The following is a 20,100-nucleotide window of genomic DNA, read 5'->3' on the forward strand; positions in this document are numbered from 1 at the left end:
TGATTTTTTGCTGGATAAAGGTTAAGCGATCTGCCATGTTAGTGGAGAAGCATATCGCTGCGGTATAGCGAATGGCCTCACCTTTGAATCCCTAAAGCATAGTGGAGGTGCCATGGTTAAGGAGCAGAAAAAACGCTTCGTGCTGGATACCAACGTGTTATTACACGAACCCCTAGCCATCTACTCCTTTAAGGAACACGACGTGGTGATTCCCATGACGGTTCTGGAAGAGTTAGATCAGATCAAAGACCGCAAAAAAGACGTAAGTCGCGACGCCCGCGTCGCCATCCGCACCCTAGAAAACTGTGTCGGAGACGCCCCTCCTGACCTGCTACTTCAGGGAGTTCCGTTAAATCACCCCAACGCCCCGGATGAATCTTTAGGAAAACTGGCCATTTTCCCCGACCACCAAGTTACCTTCGCCAACCCCGTCAACCTTCCCGGTGACAACAACGACAACCGCATCATCAACGCCGCCCTTTATCTGCAACAGCAAAGTTCAGAACAGATCGTTTTGGTTACCAAAGACATCAACATGCGCCTCAAAGCCAAAGGCGCCGGTTTGGAAAAGGTGGAGGACTACCGAACCGATCAGTTGGTGGACGACATCCAGTTCCTCGCCAAGGGCTTTTGTGAGCTTGAAGGGGATATCTGGTCACAGGTCTCTAAAGTCAGCTCTGAAAAAGTGGGCCGCGACACCTACCACACCCTGATGCGAAATGAACTTGAAGAGGAGAGCTTCTACCAAAATCAATTCGTCATCGACCAAGGGGACGACTTTTGTGCCCAAGTAAAATCCGTTAACGATCGCCAGTTGGTGCTCAAAGATCTCAGTCGTGACCGATTGATGAGTTATCACGCCTGGGGCATTCACCCAAAAAACATCTATCAAGGCATGGCGATGCAAGCGTTGATGGATCCTGAAATCGATATGGTGATCCTCACCGGACCAGCGGGCTCTGGGAAAACGTTGCTGTCTCTGGCCGCCGCACTAGAGCAGGTGGTGGAACAGCGCTTGTACGACAAAGTCATCGTTACCCGTAACACCCCGGAAATTGCCGAGTCCATTGGTTTTCTCCCCGGCACCGAAGAGGAGAAGATGGCACCATGGTTGGCAGCGGTGACCGACACCCTCGAAGTGCTGCACAAGCAAGATGAGAGCCCAGCTGGCAGCCTGCAATACATCATGGACAAAGCCAACATTCAGTTTAAATCCATCAACTTCATGCGCGGGCGCTCCATCCAAAACGCCTTTGTGCTGCTGGATGAGTGTCAAAACCTCACCCCTTCGCAACTAAAAACCATCATCACTCGGATGGGCGAAGGCACCAAGCTGGTCTGCTCTGGCAACCTAGCGCAGATCGATTCCACCTACCTAACTGCGGTCACATCTGGCCTCACCTACATCGTTGAGCGTTTTAAAGAGTTCGATGGCAGCGCCAACGTTTACCTCAACGGCGTGGTGCGTTCACGCCTAGCGAAATTTGCCGAACAAGAGCTGTAATTTTCCACTGAACGCACTGGGATGAAGAAATCGAATTGAGAATCATTTCACACCATCCCAGTGCAAAGCTTAGCGACAGCCATCGCCTCTGGTACACTGTGCATTCGACCAAATAGCAGGCTGTTTTTGTGAAAGTTCCCATTCTCAATAATTACAACAAAGCGATCTTTTACACCTACCTGAGTGTGGTGGTGCTGGCCTTGATCACCTCAGCGGTGGCGTTTGATCGTCAAAAACAGCAGCTACTGGATCAAAAAGTTGGCCAAGTTCAGCGTCATGCCCAACAGGTTGAACTGCTGCTCGATGGCAGTATTCGTGCAGTTCAAGCACTCAAGCGCTACGCCGAGATTCAGCTTCGCAGCAGCAATGCCAATACCTTGGAACAACTGCCTTCAGCCAGCCAATACTCCACCAATGAACAGGGGTTTGGTCTACGCCCCGATTACCGAGTTGCGCGCCACAGCTTCGAGGAGACCGGCTACATCGCTGGGTTTGGCTCACTGGAAGGGCGTTCACCGCTGTTTTATCGGGAGCTGGATGCCCTGTACCAGATGTCGCTGAACTTCCCAGTGACTAAGCAGATGGCGCCGAAAAGCGCCAGCATCTACTACCTATCAACTCAAGGGATGATGTCGATCTTCCCTTGGCCCGGCCCCAATTTCCGCTTTGAGCCTCATCAACTCAAAGACCCTCTGTTTGCCATGGCACTGCCGGAAAACAACCCGGACCGCACCCTGTTTTGGTCAGACGCCCACCGCAACGAAAACAACAAACTGGCGACGACCCTTGGGGTACCTCTCTACATTGGAGATACCTTCTTAGCCGCCATCTACATGGAACTGCGGTTATCCACCCTGACCGAGCAAATTGAGCGCTATTTCGATCAACCCGGAACCGTGCTGCTGCTGGATCGCACCAACAACGTGCTCTCCTACCCAGACATGCACAAAGATGAGCTGCCTCACACCTATCACCTCAGTCAGCGGATTCCAGCCCAACTGCATAATGTGCCCATCGACCAGTTGCTCGACTCCAACCACTCTCGGCTGATCAACGGCTATTACGTTCGCGCCATCTCCTTGAGTAACGCCCCTTGGTCACTGCTGTATTTGCAGCCAGAACAAGAGGTGGTCGCCGATGCCTGGGAGAAGCTGGAGTCCACCTTCCTGATCGTCGTCATCGCCCTGTCGCTGCTGGTCACCATCGCCCACTGGCTAACTCGCCGCGCCTTTGTGAGCCCAGCATCCAAATTGCTGGCTCACCTTGAGAACTGCGCCAATGAACCCACTCCACCGCCAGCTGAGGTATCTGCGGGTTGGGAGGCTTGGTTTGAACTGATCTCTCGTACCTTTGAAGAGAACCGTCAGTACACCCAGCACTTAGCAGAACAAAACCGCCGCTTGGACAAATTGGTGGCCAGACGTACCGAACGCTTGCGAGAAGCCAACGATCGCCGCGAACGCGACTACGCCCTGATGCGATCGCTGATTGATGCCATGCCCGACGCCATCCTATTTAAAGATGTCGACGGTCGCCTATTAGGCTGTAACCGTGCCGCCGAAGAGATGCTGGGTCGCAAAGAGGCGGAGCTGATGTCTAAGACCGCTGCCAGCATGGCCGAGGACTTCCCCATCGATCAGGCCGACATCGACCGGCTGCAGTGGGAGGATATGCAGGTTCTGGAGAATCAGGAGCCCCTGCGTTACCAGCAAACCCAACACCTGCGGGGCGAAACTCTGCTGTTTAACGTGTTTAAGCTGCCGTTCTACAGCAGCCGCGGCGAACTGCTGGGCATGATCGCCGTATGGCGAGACATCACCCGAGAAGCGGAGCAGCAGAAGCTGATTCAATCGGAAGAGCGCTACCACCTGGCGATGGACTCGGTAGAAGATGGCGTCTGGGACTGGTATCTGGATGCCAACGAGCTCATCTGCAACCCAGCTTACTACACCATGCTCGGCTACAAAGCGAACGAGTTTCCGCTGCTGATCGAAACCTACTACCGGTTGATGCATCCAGACGATCGCCAGCGGGTGGAATCCTACATCGACTCCTACTTAGATGACGCCACCGCCACCTTCAACGTGGAGTTTCGCATGAAGGGCGATGACGGCCGCTACCGCTGGATTCTCTCCCGTGGCCGCTTGGTGGAACGGGACGACGACGGCGAACCGAAACGTCTGCTGGGCACTCACAAAGACATCACCCAACAGAAAGAGAACGAAGTCATTCTGCTGGAAGCTAAGCAAGATGCCGAGCTGGCCAACGTCACCAAGAGTGAATTTTTGGCCAACATGAGCCACGAGATCCGCACCCCGATGAACGCCATCATCGGCATGATGCATCTGGCGCTGCGCACCGAACTGAATCAGAAACAGCGAGACTACCTCGACAAGGCCAAATTCAGCGCCGAGTCACTGCTCCGAATCATCAACGACATCCTCGACTTCTCGAAAATTGAAGCCGGTAAGCTGGAGCTCGAGCAGACCCGTTACAGCCTGGATAAGGTGCTGGAACACGCGGTAAACCTCAACTCCATCTATGCGCAGGAGAAAAAGGTCGATCTGCAGCTGTACTCGTCAGCCAGCGCGAACTTGCACCTAATTGGTGACCCGTTGCGCCTAGGTCAGGTGCTCATCAACCTGCTCTCCAACGCGGTTAAGTTCACCGAAGAGGGTGAAGTGGAGCTGGGCTGTGAAGACCTGAAAGAGCACAACGGCCGAGTCCGGTTGAAATTCTGGGTTCGTGATACCGGCATCGGCATCGACGAAACCAAACAGCGCCACCTATTTGATGCCTTTAACCAGGCCGATGGTTCCACCACTCGCCGGTTTGGCGGCACCGGCTTAGGGCTGTCTATTAGTAAGCACTTGGTCAACCTAATGGGAGGTGACCTCAGGGTTGATAGCCGTCCAGGGGAAGGGGCCACGTTCAGCTTTATTATCGATGCCAAACGGGTGGAACAGCCGCCGGAAGACACCAAATTGACGCAGCTCAAAGAGCGTCAGTTGAGTGCACTGGTGGTGGACGACAACGACACCGCGCTGCAGATCTACTCCACCTATCTGCGTGACTTTAAATTTGACACCGACGTCGTGCAAAACGGCCAGCAGGCAATCATTAACATCGAGCAGCAACAGCCGGATCTGCTGCTTCTGGATTGGATGATGCCAGACATGGACGGCATCGAGGTGGTGAAAGCCATCGATCGCATGCTCAGCGAAGGCCGACTCAGCAAGCGGCCAGTGATCGTCATCATGACCGCCTATACCGGCAGCAGCCTATCCGAGTATGTCGACAACAACATGATCGATGCGCTACTGCAAAAGCCCTTTGATGCCTCACAGCTGTTTGACACTTTGGTCAGCAACTTTGAATCCACAGAGTGTGAGCCTTCTCAATGTGACGAAGCCGAGCCACAGCAGCCAGAAACCCCCGCCCACATCCTGTTGGTGGAAGACAACCTCATCAACCAACAGGTTGCCACTGAACTGCTTAAAAGTGCTGGCTATCAGGTTACCTTGGCGGAAAATGGCCAACTGGCCGTGGACATGGCTCGGGAACAGTCCTTTGATCTGGTGCTGATGGACATCCAGATGCCGGTGATGGACGGCCTAACCGCCAGCCAAAAGATCCGCGAGTTTGCCGATGCAGACACCTTGCCAATCATCGCCATGACCGCTCACGCCATGACTGGCGACAAAGAGAAAAGCATGGCTGCAGGCATGAACGATCACATCACCAAACCGATCATTCTGCCGGAACTATTTTCAACACTAAAACAGTGGTTAAGCGCCAATGAATCAACCTAAACGTCGTTCCACTCCGATGCGCTACCTATTAATCGGAATCGGTACCATTAGCGCTATCCTTGGCCTTATCGGTATGTTTTTACCGCTGCTGCCTACGGTGCCGTTCCTGCTGCTGTCCGCCGCCTGTTTCAGCCGCTCCTCGGCCCGAATGCAAGCCTGGCTGTTCAACCATCGTTTGCTGGGACCAGTACTTCGCAACTACCTAGAACGTCAAGGCTTAACCCGTCGGCAACTGATTGGCAGCCTCATCAGCATGTGGCTGGGCATGGGCATCGCCATCTACATTGCGCCGGTTATTGCCGTGAAGTGGTTACTGATTTTCATCGGCACCTGCGTGTCCATTCACCTAATCCGCATGCCTCGTCTGGCCGATGAATAGAGTTATTGAGGTGAACAGAAAAGCAGCATAGACTGGCTAAAAACGACATTAATAACAAGGAATCGTTATGCTGGCCGCTGCTTGCCGCGCACTTTGGGGATTGGTGCTGCTTGTCCCCTTGCTTACCACCCACGCCTTTGCCCAAGCCGACTCTCTGCTTACCCTGAGCCTAACCAACACCGGTGATCTCAAGGTGGCCACGCCGCCGTTGAACCAACCATTACTGCTGGTCACCAGCCTGCCCCAAGGACTGGGATCGAACGACATTGGTCTGGATCGAGGTCAACTGGGCAGCAAACGTTTGGTGCAATTTGAACAACACAACCAACACTGGGTTTTGCGGCAACTTAATACTCAGTACATCGCCAGCAGCAGTAATGCCCAAGAGCAGCAAGCGGCAGTAGACGCCTTTGCCAGCGCCATACTGTGGCGGGGAAAAATTGATGACGGCAGCGCCGATCTCACCCCATTGCTGTTTGAAGATCTGCAGCGGCTCACCAATCGCCTAAACCAAACCGAACAGGGCCAATACCGCCTCGACCCAAACACCAGTTTCATCCCTCAAGCCGGCCTAAAAACCTTCATCGACAACGCCGACGTGGATGTGCAGCTTAACCTGAGAGGCAATCACCCGGGTGATCAGGTTTGGCAGGTGGCCGCGGATCCGGAAAGACTGGCCTTAAAAGTGCGCTTTTCCTTTATCCGGTTGCCGAAACAGCCGATGACCCCGGTGCCCTATCACCCGCAATCCGGTTACATTGCGATGCAGTTCAGTGACTATGGCCAGCCCTTAGACAGACCGATTGAACGGCGCTGGCTGGTGAAACATCGCTTGGAGAAAACCCAACCCGGAACCGCGCCGTCGCCGGTGAAAAAGCCCATTGTCTATTATCTGGATAACGGCGTACCCGAGCCGATGCGCTCCGCCCTACTGGAAGGCGCCCGCTGGTGGGCCGATGCCTTTGAAGCCGCAGGCTTCATCGATGCCTATCGTGTCGAACTGCTGCCGGAAGGTGCCGATCCCCAGGACATGAGATACAACATGATTCAGTGGGTGCATCGTGCCACCCGAGGCTGGTCCTTCGGTGACGCCATTGTCGACCCTAGAAGCGGTGAGATTCTCAAAGGCCACGTCACCTTAGGCTCATTGCGGGTACGTCAGGATCACCTCATCGCCCGAGGCTTAACCAGCGGCTGGCAGGAGCGAGAGCAAGCCTTTGCGCAAGCCGAGCAGTTTGCCCTCAATCGCCTTAAACAGCTTTCCGCTCATGAGGTAGGCCATACACTGGGATTGGCCCACAACTTCGCGGCGTCGGCCATCGGTAATGGCTCGGTGATGGACTACCCTCACCCTCAGTTAACCCTCAACCAAGAACGTATCGAGATAAGCCCGGGCTACAACACCGGCATGGGCGATTGGGACAAATTTGCCATCGCCTTTGGCTACGGTGACCGCGACCAGCAGCCGCAACGCCTGCGAGATGCCAACCAGCAAAGGCTTAAGTTCATCAGTGATGCCGACGCTCGTCCCCAAGGCGGTTCACACCCCCAGGCGCACCTTTGGGACAATGGCGATTCGCCGACACAAGAGCTTAATAAACTGATGCAGATCCGCACATTGGCGCTGCAAACATTGTCTCCAAGCGCCCTTCTGGATAATGAGCCCCAAAGCCAGCTCAATGCCATGTTGGTTCCCATCTATCTGCTGACTCGCTACCAACTGGAAGCGGTCAGCAAGCTCATTGCCGGTCAGCAGTACCACTACGCCATTGGCGAAACCAGCCAGTCTGCTTGGGTCAGTGAACAGCAGCAAACAGAAGCCTTAAGCGCCCTGTTGGCACAGATAGATCCCGAGCAGCTGCAACTGCCTGAATCTGTTCAGAAGCAACTGCTGCCTCCGGCACAGGGCTACCGACCGACTCGGGAAAACTTCCAATCTCGATTGGGATTACAGCAGGATCCCTTAGGCATGGCTGAGGTGCTGTCTCGCCACACATTGGCGCTGTTGATGCACCCGCAACGCTTAAATCGATTACTGGAACAGCACTGGCAAGATGACGAGCTACCCGGACTTGAGCAGGTGCTGGAAGAGATCCAAGAAGCAACGCTGCTGGAGTCCCTCGACAGTGATGCCCGCGGCGCCATCGCCATGCGCGTGAACGCAGTAGTGGCGGATCAGTGGCTGGTGAGCCTACACCATCAAGACACTAGCCCAGAAGCCAAAGCACTGCTGGCCTCGATGCTGTCAGAGACCGTCACCAGCTTTGAAAAGCGCGCTCGCCGCAGCAATCGCCTGCACGCGGCCCACTACAAACTATTGGCACAAAGGTTAACCGACGGACTGACCGACCCCAAGGTGCGCGTCATCGACCATCCTTTGAAGATGCCTCCAGGCTCCCCCATCTAATACCATCCCGTATAATTATCTGGCCATTCAGCTGAAATTAATCGGCTCTCAGGTAAGGCAGTAAAACGAAGCTCTAGTGGCTCTAAAGTAAGATTTACTAACGCAGCATGAGAGCCGATTAAATCAGCCCTCCGGGAAGCGCTCTCAAGCGCTGACTCTGCGTTACAGTTGTTCGAAAGGGGCCCACCATTCCTTCTCAACTGTGCCTTGATTCAACACTTGGGAGTGCTTCTGAACTGAACAAATGATTATGCGGAATGGTATAACCCGCATTCGGATCAAAAAAGGGCGCTCCAATGAGCGCCCTTTTAACTTCTATTCACCCAGAGGATGCTTGGGCTTCACCACAATGCTGCGATTGGCCACCCGTACCTCATCCAGCACCACCTCAATCCGATCGCCCAGCTGGAACACCTGCTCGCCATCGTATTGGGCTCGGCCTACGTCGCCGGCCATGGTCAGTTTGGTTTTGTCTTTACTGAGCAGCGGCGCGGGCAAGAATACCGACGCCCCATTGTCCTGCAATCTCAGGCGCATGCCGCCGCGATTCAGATCCTGAATCTCGCCAGTGAAAGTGGGGCTCTGTTTCACCAACTTCGATAGGTAACGAGCATAGAGCCAATCCCCCACGTCGCGCTCACAGGCACGGTGCAGCTTGCGCATGGCGCTCAGGTGCTCAATGGTTTCCGCCGTTGGACGACTGACGTCCTTGCCGGTAATGGCCCCTTTGATCAAGCGGTGGTTAACCATGTCGCCATACTTACGGATTGGCGACGTCCAGGTCGCGTACCCAGTGAGCCCCATGCCAAAATGCGGCCCCGGCGTGGTGGCCATCTCAGAGAAGGCCTGCATCCGGCGCAGGCGAATGTCCAAGTATGGGGTTTCCTGTGCATCCAAGTGGCGACGCAGCTCGCAGTAGCCCTCCAGAGTTTTCAGGTTTTCACCGTCCAACACCAAAGCGTTCTCCGCCAGCATCTGCACCGCGTTGTCTACCCGCTCCGCATCCAGCCCAGCGTGAGTATTGAAGACCCCAAAGCCCAGCTTTTGCGCCAGCAGATCCGCAGCGGCGCTGTTGGCCAGAATCATCGACTCCTCAACCATGCGGTTGGCAATACGGCGGTGATCCACATGGATCTCAAGCACATTACCTGCATCGTCCACCTCGAAACGATAATCTGGGCGGTCCGGGAACACCAACGCATGGGTTTGGCGCCACTGAATGCGTGCCTGAGCCAGCTGATGCAGTTGTTGAATCTGCTCGGCAATCTGTTGCGATTCAGGCTGCCAGTCACCTTGGCCTTCCAGCAGGTTCGATACCTTGTCGTAGGCCAGCTTGGCTTTGGAGCACACGGTCGCCAGACAAAATTCAGCGCTGCCCGCTTCCCCTTCGGCACTCACCTCAATGGCCGCCACCACCGCCGGGCGCTGCTCACCTTGGTGCAGAGAGCACAGCTCATCCGCTAGCTGACGTGGCAACATCGGCACGTTGAAACCGGGAAGGTATTGAGTAAAGCCGCGCTTATAGGCTTCTTGGTCGACCTCATCACCTTCCGCCACGTAGGCCGTTGGGTCGGCAATGGCCACCCACAAACGCCAGCCGGATTCTAAGGTTTCCACGTACAAAGCGTCGTCCATGTCCTTAGTGGACTCGGCATCGATGGTCACAAAGGGCTTGTCCGTCAAGTCCTGACGCTGGTCCTGATCCTGCAGCTGCCAGCCGCTTGGGTCTTCAGGCTCGGTCTTGGCCAGATCGTGCTTAGCCAGAATCACCCACCAAGGTACATGAGGGTCATCCGCCGCCGCCACAAACTGAGTGATGGCCACCTGAAACTGATTTTCACCTTCACGCAGGGGATGCTTGAGCAGCTTGGCCACTACGTAATCCCCTTCATTCAGATCAGAGCCTTTCACCCCTTCCCCTTTGGCTCGCAGGGCATCACGCATCATCGGGTGATCCGGCACCACATTGAGTCGGTCCTTCACAAACTTTACCCGCGCAATAAAGCGATCCAGTCCTGGCTCAATCAGAGTCTCGGGCTCTGCTTGCGTCTTATCGTTCTCAGTACGAATCAGGGCAGAGACACGGTCACCGTGCACCACCTTTTTCATCTGCGCCGGTACAATAAAATGACTGTCGCCTTTATCGGTTTCTAAAAAACCAAAACCACGATCTGTGGCCTTAATGGTGCCCTCAACCGTAGGGAGGGTTTCGCGAATCTGTGCTTTTAGCTGCTGAAGTAGTGGATTGTCTTGAAACATCCTGGGGTTCCGTTTCCGGTGTATTGAAAGGCCAGCGCGGCCAAGTTGATTGCTGGCAGTGTACGAGATTCAGGGGCAGATCGCCATTTACACTCTATGACAATCTTTGCCCTCAATGAATGCGGCAAGGTTTTGCTCAGCAATGGCCATCAAGCGAGCACGCGCATCCACGGTTGCCCAAGCATTGTGAGGGGTAATGCTGCAATTGGGCGCCGCGAGTAACGGATTATCTGGCGCCGGTGGCTCCTCACTGAGTACGTCCAGCCCAGCACCGGCCAACTGACCAAGCTCCAGCGCCTTGGCCAGCGCGACCTCGTCCACCAAGCCGCCACGGGCGGTATTGATCAACATCGCCGTCGATTTCATCTTGGCCAGCGTCTGAGCGTTAATAAACTGCGAGTTTTGAGCGGTAAGCGGACAGTGCAAACTAACCACGTCTGACTGAGCCAGCAACTGCGCTAAAGGTAACCATTGACGGCCATTAGGCAGTTCATGTTTCTCGTTGGGTGTGTAAATCACCACCTGCATGCCAAATGCCTCGGCCATGGTGGCCACCGATTGGGCGATGGCACCGTAACCAACCAGCCCCATCACCTTGTTAGACAGCGCCGTCAAAGGAGCCAAAGTAAAACTGAAATCGCCCTGCCACTGGCCCTGATGGACTGCCGTATCGTGCAGAGCCACCCGATTACAGTGATGAAGTAGGTGCGCCATGGTCATCTGAGCCACAGAATCTGGCCCATAACCGGGCACGTTTGTCACTATGATGCCCCGAGCTTTAGCCGCCTCGACATCCACCACATTAACCCCGGTAGCAAGTACGCCGATGTACTTAAGTTTGGGCAACTTTGCCAAGGTCTCAGCAGTCAGTGGGGTCTTATTGGTCAGCAGCCAGTCGGCGTTCTCAGCCCGCTTGATGATCAGCTCATCTGGGGTGCGGTCATAGAGGGTTAACGCTCCAAATCGCCGCCACGCATCCCAGCTAAGATCCCCAGGATTTAAGGTATACCCATCCAGTACCACTAATGTATTCATTGTCTGCCCTTGTCGTCAGTTGTGGCGTCGATTGTGAGTCATTCTAAAAAATACATCCATAGCAAAACGGGGAGCCTAAGGCTCCCCGCGATAACTCGTTCCAATTAACGATTAGACGCTGGTATCCACTGCCACTGCTGGCTGAATGGTTGGCGGCTGATAACGGTCTCGGATAGGGTCACTATTGTTACTGGCGATGTTGTCCATCGCTTCAGCGCGGCGCATCTGCTCTGCCATCGCCATCGCTTGCTGCGCTGACATCCCGCCGTCGTCGTTATCACTATTTGCTGTGGCTGAGGTTACGTAGGCGTCCGCCACCGCCTGAGTCTGCTTATGAGACACCACTGCCAGCACCACCTCGGTGTTTTCGGTAACTTTTTGAGCCGGCGGCTGTGGACGCACCATGGCGGTGGCAGTTGGAGCGGAAGTTACATTCATCGTTGTGTCCTGATACCTGCTGAAGCGTTAGCCAAATTCTACCAAAACAAAGTTAACCAGAGCTGAATAAGGCCATTAACTTAAGCGTATCTGACCTCCAATCAGTGCAAGCATGAGCAACAAAGATCAACAGACCCTAGCGAATATTGCGCTCACGCCGGATCGCCTCCCATGCCGCCTGAATGTCTTGGCTCTTCTGTTGCGCCAACGACATCATCTCCTCAGGCAGACCCTGACTCGCGAGTTTATCTGGATGATGCTGCGCCATCAGCTTACGGTAAGCGCGTTTGATGGCGCGGTCGTCGTCGCCCTCACTGACGCCCAGCAATTGATACGCATCCGCCAAGGATGGCCCTTGATGACCACTGCGGTGGAAGCTGTGCTCCCCTTGGCGCATCGACAGCATCTGTTCGAGCTCTTGGGCAGTGAAACCCAGCTGCTTAGCAACTTGGGACAAAATACGACGCTCATTGGCATCGATGTCACCATCGGAAAGGGCAACCTGAATCTGAATCTCCAGGAACATTCGCGCCAGATCGCGGCGGAACGCCATCACCAGCTTAAGCTGTTTCAACCGCTCCTCTAGGGGGTAATCCGACGCTTTACCCTCACGAAAAGCCTCTTGGGCCTGTCGGCGAGCTTCCCCAGATAACCTCAGCTGATCCATCACCGCATTGGCCAGCGCGATGTCGGCCTGAGTGACCTGACCGGACGCCTTAGCCACATGCCCCATCACCGCAAAGGTGGTATGGAAGAACAGATTTTGCCGTGGTGTTACCTGAGGCGTTCGGCGCTTGTCCACTAACACGTGTCCTAACCAAACGCCTAAGATCATTCCAGCAAAGCGGCCAAAGAAAAACCCTAACAGGCCGCCAAAAACCTTACCCCAAATTTGCATCTAACTGTTGCTCCAACTGCTGTAATCGTTGTGGTGTGCCAACGTCGCACCATATTCCTTGATGCCATGTTGCACTGACGCGATCGTCGGCGATCGCCTGTCGTAATAATGGGGCTAAGGGAAATCGTCCGTGCTGACATCCCGCAAACAGCGCAGGGCGATACAGCCCAATGCCACTGAAGGTGGCATATTCTCGCCCTTCAGACACTAACCGATTCTGCTCAAAAGCAAAATCACCATTAGGATTGTGCTCTGGGTTATTGACCACCCACAGGTGAGCCAGTTCCTCATCCGCTAATTGTGGCAGGTCGCCAAAATCAATATCACAATAGAGATCGCCATTGAGCACCAGAAACGGCGCCTCTCCTAGCCACGGCAACGCTTTGAAAATACCGCCGCCGGTTTCCAGCGCTTCCTGCTCATGCTGATAGTGGATCGCCACTCCCCAGCGGCTGCCGTCCCCCAGAGATTGAGGAAATTGCTCCCCCAACCAGGCGGTATTAATGCACACCTCGGTCACGCCCGCCGCCGCAAGCTTTTCTAGGTGGTATTCAATCAAAGGCTTGCCCAGCAGCGGCAGCAACGGTTTCGGTGTGTGGTCAGTCAGTGGCCGCATCCGTTCGCCTCGGCCTGCCGCCAAAATCATCGCTTTCATCTATTTCGGTTCCAATTGCGCTTGCCAAGTTTTGGCAAACTCAGCCAAAACTTGGGTTTCTGGGTAACGAGCACTGGCATCGATCACGTAAGCCAACACACGAGGAAGGTCGTCCAGATAATGAGGCTTGGCATCGCGATGGCACAAACGGGCAAAGATGCCCAAGACTTTCAAGTGACGCTGCAGCCCCATCAAATCAAACCACTTGAGGAATGACTCAAACTCGATATCCGCAAACTGAGGTTGTTTCCTTAGCTGGGTAAAGTACCCCTCTAGCCAGCTCTCGACCTGCGCCCTAGGCCAACTGATGTAGCAGTCTTTCAGCAGCGAAACCGGATCGTAGGTGATGGGCCCCAACATGGCACCTTGATAGTCGATGATCGCCAGCTCGTCGCCAACCACCATCAGATTACGGCTGTGATAGTCGCGATGCATCCCGCCCTGAGGCTGCTGCTGGGCGCTATCGATAAGGTTCTGGCACAGCACCGGCCAATAAGCATCGAAGCCATCATGGTGCCAGTTTAAGTGGGTCTTAAGGAACCATTGCGGTAGCAGATCCAGCTCCTGCTGCAGCCACTTGTTGTCACAAACCGGCAGCGGCCCCAGTTCGGTCTCAGTGATTGCCAACACCGATGGCAGGTGCGCCAACGCTTTGGAATACCAATGGGATGCCGTCTCCCCAGTCAGCCGTTTTTGCAGATGGGTGTCACCAAGGTCACTCTGGCACATAAAGCCCAGCTCCAAGTCCACATGCACAAGCTCTGGAGCCGGTAGTTCAGCGTTGTGATACGCCTGAGTCATGGCCACAAACGGGCGGCTATCTTCCTTGTTTGGCGGCGCATCGGCAGCGATGTAGCTTTTTCCCTGATGTGAGAAGCGAAAATAGCGCCGAAAACTGGCATCACCAAAGATCAGTTTTAGATCCAAGATAGGTGAATCAAACTGGCTATCCAGCCACTGTTTTAGCTGTTTATGTCGCTGATCTTGTCCGCTCATTTCTTGATTAGCCCAAACTAAAAAATTGCTTTATCATACGTTTTTTGCGCCTGTGATTAACGAATTTCGTTAATGACGCCAATTATACTGAATTCAGATCCAACCGAATCCACTTACCTGGGTCGACTACACTCGTCTGCGCAGGCTGCTGTTTTTGTTTGAGACTAGCACGTTGAAGGCTGGAAGAATGGCTTGGACTTAACGCTATGTACAAGCCGTTGTAATTAATCCCAAAGGATAGAAATGCGTTATCAACTCGCTTTAGCATGTTGTTGCTTGCCCTTCGCGGCATGGAGCCAAGAGGGAGAGGTGGTCGTCCCTGAAAGCCAATGCACCATCGCACTGCCAGTTCCTTTGATGGTGGATCCCAACGCCCCCGCGGTCGATTCATCCACCGCCCCCGTAAATGTTCAGGCCGACACCAGTCGAGCCATCGCCGGCGAATCGGCCATTTTTAAAGGCAAAGTTAAGCTTACCCAAGGCAACCGTGCCGTTACCGCTGACACTGCGGAAGTGCAGCAACTGCAACAGCGAGTTACCGCTCAAGGCGATCTGGTATTCCAGGACCCGCAACTGACAATTACTGCCGACTCGCTGGAGGCGGACACCGCCAACTCCCAAGCCACATTGACCAACAGCAAATATTGGCTGCACGGTCAGCAAGTGCATGGCGATGCCGAACAGTTGGAGCTAACGCCAGATAACGACATCATTCTGTCAAAAGGCACCTTCACGACCTGCCCGGGAGAAGAGCCAGATTGGGAGCTTAAGGCCGACAAGATCATCATCGACTCCGAAGAGGAGTGGGGCAAAATTTATGACGCTCAAGTGCGCGTCTTTAACACTCCGGTGTTCTACTTGCCCTACATGACGGTGCCCGTTTCCGACAAACGCAAAACCGGCTTCCTGTTCCCTGCTTTTAGTACCAGCACCAAAAATGGTGTGGATCTGAAAGCACCGTTTTACTGGAACATCGCCCCAAACTACGATCTGACCCTAACTCCGCAAATGATGAGTGCCCGAGGGGTGTGGTTGGCAGCGGAAGGGCGCTATCTCCACGAAACCAATGCTGGCCAGTTGAATCTCGAGTACATCAACAACGATCGTCTCGACAGTCTGCTGAAAAATGACAATCGCTACGCCTACGCCTGGCAGCACACCAGCTATTTAGAGAGTGGTTGGCGACTGCATGTGAATTACTCCGACATCAGCGACGACAACTACTTCAACGACTTTGACTCTGCCATCAGCGCCAGCACCGACAATCAGCTGTCTCGATTCGGCGAAGCCTCCTACTTCCAGGACAACTGGAACGTGGCGGTCAAAGTTCAAGACATCAAGGTGCTCGGTGACGCCCAAGACCCGTTCCGAGTGATGCCTCAGGTAAACTACCAGTATCACCTGCCGTCATTTTATGGTGCAGCCGACTTCCAGTTCGATACCGAGCTGACCCACTTCTCCCATGAAGACAGCAACGAGCTCAAGGCAACCCGTTGGCACATGGAGCCAACTCTGACCCTGCCTTACCAAACTCCGGCGGGTGGCCTGACCGCCGAACTGAAACTGATGCAGACCCTGTATCAACAGGATATTCCGACCAACAATCCTAACTATGACCAGTTAGACAGCTTTGTTAGTCGTACCTTGCCCCAGGTACGTTTGCACGGCCAGATCAACTTTGAACGTGAAACCTCATTCTGGAGTAACAGCTACCGCCAAACTCTCGAACCGCAGATTCAATACCTGTACGTCCCGTATGACGATCAGGACGATATCGGCGTTTACGACACGGCTCTGTTGCAGGATGACTACGACGGCCTGTTCCGAGATCGTCGCTTCTCCGGCTTAGATCGAATTGCTGACGCCAACCAATTCACTCTCGGTGTGGCAACTCGTTATTTTGATAGCCGCAATGAGGAGCTGCTGCGTCTGTCCGTAGGTCAGATCTTCTATTTGGCAGACAGCGACGTAACCCTGCCAAACCAGAGCAACCAGATTCAACAGTCGAGCTCCGCGATGGCCGCCGAGCTCGACATGAAGATCCAGGATGACTGGTTCTTCACCGGCTCACTGCAATTTGATACTGACGGTGGCAATACCAACAAATCAGAAGTGTCTGTGGATTACCGCCCAGGCCGCGACAAGTTGCTGCAGTTGTCCCACCGCTACGTACCCGAGTTGGCGATCAACGAGACCACCGGTGAAGTTACCGACATCAACCAGTTCGGTTTCCGTACCACTTGGCCCGTGGCTAAAGACACCTATTTCGTAGGTAACTACTATTACGATGGCAACCTCAGCCGCACCATCGAGACCTTTGCTGGAATTCAGTGGGAATCCTGCTGCTGGGCGGTACGCCTGACCTACGATCGCCACTTAAACACCAACTACAACGACTCCGGCTTTACTGACATCGGCCAACGTGACAGTTACGACACCAGCTGGTCCCTGACCTTTGAGCTGAAAGGACTGGGATCCTCAGGCCCATTAGGAGTCAGCGACATGCAGAACGAAGGCTTGTTTAACTACCGACAGCCCTACTATCTGCGCAACTAATGAAACAAATATGTTACCGTGCAGGAACCGTTGCCAGCCTCAAGGCTCTAAGCGGTAACTGCACCACATAATAAATGGATGAATAATGACGCTTCGTAATCTCTTTTTCAGCGCTATGGCAGGTTTGGTCATGGCAGGATCAGCGGTCGCTGAACCACAACCTCTCGATCGCATCGCCGTGCTGGTGAATGACGGTGTCGTGCTGGAGAGTGAAATCACTAGCCGCATGGCGAACATCAAAGCTTCGGCCATCAAATCTGGCCAAGCGCTTCCTTCTGATGCCGCCCTGCGTGTTCAGATTACAGACCGTTTGATCAACGAAAGCCTGCAACTGCAGATGGCTGAGCGAATGGGTATGGTGATCAGCGACATCCAGCTGGACCAAACTCTGGAAAATATGGCTCGTGAACAAAACATCACTCTGGCAGATCTAAAAGCTAAGGTCGAAGCTGACGGCGAGAACTACGCTCAGTACCGAGAGTCCGTTCGCCGTGAAATCATCCTAGGTCAAGTTCAACGAGTTCAAGTACAGCGCCGTATTCAAGTCTCGCCACAAGAGATCGAAACTCTGGTGAAGATGATTGAAGATCAGGGCCTAAAAGAAGCGGAATTCAAAATTGGTCACATCCTGATCGAAGTAACCAACAACGACGCCAAGAGTGTGGAAAAAGCCCGAGGTCAGGCAGAGAAAGTTCTCGGCCTGCTTGAAGGCGGTGCCGATTTCGCCAAAACCGCCATCTCGGCATCTGCAGGTCCAAAAGCCCTTGAAGGCGGTGACTGGGGTTGGATGAACATCAACGCCATGCCGACTCTGTTTGCGGAGCTGGTAAGAAGCGGTAAGAAAGGCGACATCATCGGCCCAGTGAAAAGCGCCGCAGGCTTCCACATCATCAAAGTGGAAGATACTCGTGGCCAACAAACCCAAGAGGTCCAAGAGCTTCACTCCCGCCACATTCTGCTAAAACCGTCACCAATCCTAAGCGAAGACATGGCACAGAAGATGTTGGCAGACTGGATGGCTCAGGTACGCAGTGGCGATGCTGACTTTGCCGAACTGGCTAAGGAGCACTCCGATGACCCTGGCAGCGCCATCAAAGGTGGTGACCTAGGCTGGGCGGATCCAAGCATCTACGTTCCTGCATTCGAAAGCGCCTTAGCGAATCTCAAGCCCGGTGAATACAGCCAACCGTTCCGCTCAACCCACGGTTGGCACGTAGTGCAGTTGCTTGAGCGACGCACCACCGACACCACACAGCAGATGAATTCTGATCGTGCTTACCAACTGATCTTCCGTCGTAAGTTCAACGAACAGGCGACCGCTTGGCAGCAAGAGATGCGCGCCAAGGCATACATCGAGATGGTGGAATAATGACAACGGTACGGATTGCCATCACCCCAGGTGAACCCGCAGGAATTGGCCCAGATCTCGTGGTGCAGCTGGCTCAACGGGCATGGCCTGCGGAGCTAGTGATCTGTGCCGATCCGTCGCTCATTACTGAGCGTGCCAAAATGTTGGGGCTGCCGATCAAACTGCAGCCCTATCAACCAGGCAAACCGCCTCAGCCTCAAGCGCAAGGTACGCTGACCATCGCCCCATTCTCAGTCAATGCTCCCGTGGTTTGCGGCGAGCTAAACGACAAGAACAGCGCCTATGTGGTCGATACCCTTAAGTTTGCCAGCGATGGCAACATGGACGGCTCTTTTGCCGCGGTTGTCACCGGACCCGTTCATAAGGGAATCATCAATCAAGCGGGCATCCCCTTCTCCGGCCATACCGAGTATTTCGCTCAGCAAGCAAACTGCCAAGATGTAGTGATGATGCTGGCCACCGAAGGCCTGCAAGTTGCACTCGTGACGACTCACATTCCGCTGGCCTACGTTTCCAAGGCGATCACGCCCCAGCGCCTTGACCAGGTCACCCGCATCCTGCACGCCGACATGAAAGAGAAGTTTGGGCTTCCAAACCCGCGAATCTTAGTTTGCGGTCTCAATCCTCATGCCGGTGAAGGTGGTCATTTGGGCAAGGAGGAGATCGAGGTGATCGAACCTACCTTGAATCAGCTCCGCGCCGAAGGCATGGATCTAGTCGGTCCACTGCCCGCTGACACCCTATTTCAGGATAAATACTTAGAAAATTGCGATGTGGTGCTCGCGATGTATCACGATCAGGGCTTACCGGTGCTAAAATACAAAGGTTTCGGCAAGTCTTTGAACATCACCTTAGGCTTGCCCTTTATCCGCACCTCCGTTGACCATGGCACCGCGCTGGATTTGGCAGGCAAAGGCGTTGCCGATCCAGGTAGCTTCATGGTCGCTCTAAACAAAGCAATTGAATTAACAAGTAAACAGAATCGATGAGCAACAATGTTCATATGGGCCACCGTGCCCGTAAGCGCTTCGGCCAAAACTTCCTTCACGACATGTCGGTCATCGATCGCATCGTGGCGGCCATTCACCCAACCAACGACCACACTCTGGTTGAGATCGGCCCAGGTCTAGGCGCCCTGACTCAACCTGTTGCTGAACAGGTCGATTGCCTTAATGTCGTTGAGCTTGACCGCGATCTGGCCGCTCGACTGACCGAGCAACCGGGTTGGGGTACCAAACTTAAGATCAACCAAGGGGATGCACTTAAGTTTGATTTTCAGACCCTGATCGAGCCGGGCAAAAAGATGAAGGTCTTTGGCAACCTGCCATACAACATTTCAACCCCGCTGATGTTCCACCTATTTGAGTTTGCTGAGCATATTGAAAACATGCACTTCATGCTGCAAAAAGAGGTGGTACAACGCCTGTGCGCCGGCCCGGGCCATAAAAACTACGGCCGCTTAACGGTAATGGCACAGTACTACTGTAAAACCGTGCCGGTATTGGAAGTGGGCCCAGGTGCCTTTACGCCACCGCCTAAAGTGGATTCTGCGGTAGTACGCTTAGTACCTCATGCTAAAAAACCACACCCAGTGGACAGCGTCGATGTACTCAGCAAGGTGTGTTTAACCGCCTTCAACCAACGCCGTAAGACGCTGCGCAACAGCTTCAAAGGCCAGTTGGATGATGAGGCCTTTGCGAGCCTAAACATCGATCCGACTCTGCGTCCTGAGCAACTGCCTGTGTCAGGCTTTGTGGCTATTGCCAACCATATCTGCCGTAATAAGTAACTC

General features: G+C 54.1%; 14 protein-coding genes. 8 read left to right on the forward strand and 6 right to left on the reverse strand.

Annotation, left to right across the window (positions count from 1 at the left end):
* Positions 1 to 112: 112 nt before the first annotated feature.
* From FCL42_RS18090 to FCL42_RS18105, 4 genes are all read left to right on the forward strand, one after another.
* A complete protein-coding gene (locus FCL42_RS18090; RefSeq protein ID WP_136864841.1) occupies positions 113 to 1,504 on the forward strand; it encodes a PhoH family protein in 1,392 nt (463 codons plus the stop codon).
* Positions 1,505 to 1,632: 128 nt separating this feature from the next.
* Complete coding sequence (locus FCL42_RS18095; RefSeq protein ID WP_136864842.1) at positions 1,633 to 5,316, forward strand: response regulator; 3,684 nt, start codon at positions 1,633 to 1,635, stop codon at positions 5,314 to 5,316.
* Positions 5,303 to 5,695 carry a YbaN family protein gene (locus FCL42_RS18100; protein WP_136864843.1) on the forward strand — a complete coding sequence of 131 codons (393 nt, stop codon included), beginning with the start codon at positions 5,303 to 5,305 and terminating at the stop codon, positions 5,693 to 5,695. Before FCL42_RS18095 ends, FCL42_RS18100 begins: the two co-directional genes overlap by 14 nt.
* A 67-nt stretch (positions 5,696 to 5,762) precedes the next feature.
* Entirely contained in the window at positions 5,763 to 8,102 is a 2,340-nt protein-coding gene (locus tag FCL42_RS18105) for a zinc-dependent metalloprotease (RefSeq protein WP_229359907.1), read from the forward strand.
* 315 nt (positions 8,103 to 8,417) lie between these two features.
* On the opposite strand, the gene FCL42_RS18110 is transcribed toward FCL42_RS18105, so the two are convergent.
* The 6 genes from FCL42_RS18110 to FCL42_RS18135 form a co-directional block, all read right to left on the reverse strand.
* The gene (locus FCL42_RS18110) at positions 8,418 to 10,361 is read right to left on the reverse strand and encodes an exoribonuclease II (protein ID WP_136864844.1); all 1,944 of its coding nucleotides are present in this window, start codon (positions 10,359 to 10,361) and stop codon (positions 8,418 to 8,420) included.
* 87 nt (positions 10,362 to 10,448) lie between these two features.
* Complete coding sequence (locus FCL42_RS18115; protein WP_136864845.1) at positions 10,449 to 11,396, reverse strand: D-2-hydroxyacid dehydrogenase; 948 nt, start codon at positions 11,394 to 11,396, stop codon at positions 10,449 to 10,451.
* 111 nt (positions 11,397 to 11,507) lie between these two features.
* Complete coding sequence (locus tag FCL42_RS18120) at positions 11,508 to 11,834, reverse strand: hypothetical protein (protein WP_136864846.1); 327 nt, start codon at positions 11,832 to 11,834, stop codon at positions 11,508 to 11,510.
* A 136-nt stretch (positions 11,835 to 11,970) separates the two neighbouring features.
* Positions 11,971 to 12,732 (reverse strand): co-chaperone DjlA, encoded by a 762-nt coding sequence (gene djlA / locus FCL42_RS18125; RefSeq protein ID WP_136864847.1) that lies wholly within the window; start codon positions 12,730 to 12,732, stop codon positions 11,971 to 11,973.
* A complete protein-coding gene (gene murU / locus FCL42_RS18130; RefSeq protein ID WP_136864848.1) occupies positions 12,716 to 13,387 on the reverse strand; it encodes an N-acetylmuramate alpha-1-phosphate uridylyltransferase MurU in 672 nt (223 codons plus the stop codon). The genes djlA and murU overlap by 17 nt, the downstream gene beginning before the upstream one ends.
* Positions 13,388 to 14,383, reverse strand: a complete 996-nt coding sequence (locus FCL42_RS18135) for an aminoglycoside phosphotransferase family protein (RefSeq protein WP_136864849.1) — start codon at positions 14,381 to 14,383, stop codon at positions 13,388 to 13,390.
* 237 nt (positions 14,384 to 14,620) lie between these two features.
* Between FCL42_RS18135 and lptD the strand changes: the two genes are divergently transcribed.
* The 4 genes from lptD (at position 14,621) to rsmA (ending at position 20,097) form a co-directional block, all read left to right on the forward strand.
* On the forward strand, positions 14,621 to 16,939 hold the full coding sequence (gene lptD, locus FCL42_RS18140; RefSeq protein WP_407644381.1) for an LPS assembly protein LptD: 2,319 nt from the start codon (positions 14,621 to 14,623) through the stop codon (positions 16,937 to 16,939).
* A gap of 82 nt (positions 16,940 to 17,021) precedes the next feature.
* Positions 17,022 to 18,308: a peptidylprolyl isomerase SurA gene (surA, locus tag FCL42_RS18145; protein ID WP_169308450.1), complete on the forward strand. Its 1,287-nt coding sequence runs from the start codon at positions 17,022 to 17,024 to the stop codon at positions 18,306 to 18,308.
* The gene (pdxA, locus tag FCL42_RS18150) at positions 18,308 to 19,297 is read left to right on the forward strand and encodes a 4-hydroxythreonine-4-phosphate dehydrogenase PdxA (protein WP_136864852.1); all 990 of its coding nucleotides are present in this window, start codon (positions 18,308 to 18,310) and stop codon (positions 19,295 to 19,297) included. The genes surA and pdxA overlap by 1 nt, the downstream gene beginning before the upstream one ends.
* Positions 19,294 to 20,097: a 16S rRNA (adenine(1518)-N(6)/adenine(1519)-N(6))-dimethyltransferase RsmA gene (gene rsmA, locus FCL42_RS18155; RefSeq protein ID WP_136864853.1), complete on the forward strand. Its 804-nt coding sequence runs from the start codon at positions 19,294 to 19,296 to the stop codon at positions 20,095 to 20,097. The genes pdxA and rsmA overlap by 4 nt, the downstream gene beginning before the upstream one ends.
* Positions 20,098 to 20,100: the final 3 nt, after the last annotated feature.

The organism is Ferrimonas aestuarii (genome assembly GCF_005116665.1).
Classification (GTDB): domain Bacteria; phylum Pseudomonadota; class Gammaproteobacteria; order Enterobacterales; family Shewanellaceae; genus Ferrimonas; species Ferrimonas aestuarii.

Coding starts and splice junctions, on each gene's coding strand:
- FCL42_RS18100 (WP_136864843.1), top strand. CDS start 5,303: ATGAATCAACCTAAACGTCGTTCCACTCCGATGCGCTACCTATTAATC.
- djlA (WP_136864847.1), bottom strand. CDS start 12,732: ATGCAAATTTGGGGTAAGGTTTTTGGCGGCCTGTTAGGGTTTTTCTTT.
- FCL42_RS18120 (WP_136864846.1), bottom strand. CDS start 11,834: ATGAATGTAACTTCCGCTCCAACTGCCACCGCCATGGTGCGTCCACAG.
- FCL42_RS18090 (WP_136864841.1), top strand. CDS start 113: ATGGTTAAGGAGCAGAAAAAACGCTTCGTGCTGGATACCAACGTGTTA.
- pdxA (WP_136864852.1), top strand. CDS start 18,308: ATGACAACGGTACGGATTGCCATCACCCCAGGTGAACCCGCAGGAATT.
- FCL42_RS18105 (WP_229359907.1), top strand. CDS start 5,763: ATGCTGGCCGCTGCTTGCCGCGCACTTTGGGGATTGGTGCTGCTTGTC.
- FCL42_RS18115 (WP_136864845.1), bottom strand. CDS start 11,396: ATGAATACATTAGTGGTACTGGATGGGTATACCTTAAATCCTGGGGAT.
- FCL42_RS18135 (WP_136864849.1), bottom strand. CDS start 14,383: ATGAGCGGACAAGATCAGCGACATAAACAGCTAAAACAGTGGCTGGAT.
- FCL42_RS18110 (WP_136864844.1), bottom strand. CDS start 10,361: ATGTTTCAAGACAATCCACTACTTCAGCAGCTAAAAGCACAGATTCGC.
- murU (WP_136864848.1), bottom strand. CDS start 13,387: ATGAAAGCGATGATTTTGGCGGCAGGCCGAGGCGAACGGATGCGGCCA.
- rsmA (WP_136864853.1), top strand. CDS start 19,294: ATGAGCAACAATGTTCATATGGGCCACCGTGCCCGTAAGCGCTTCGGC.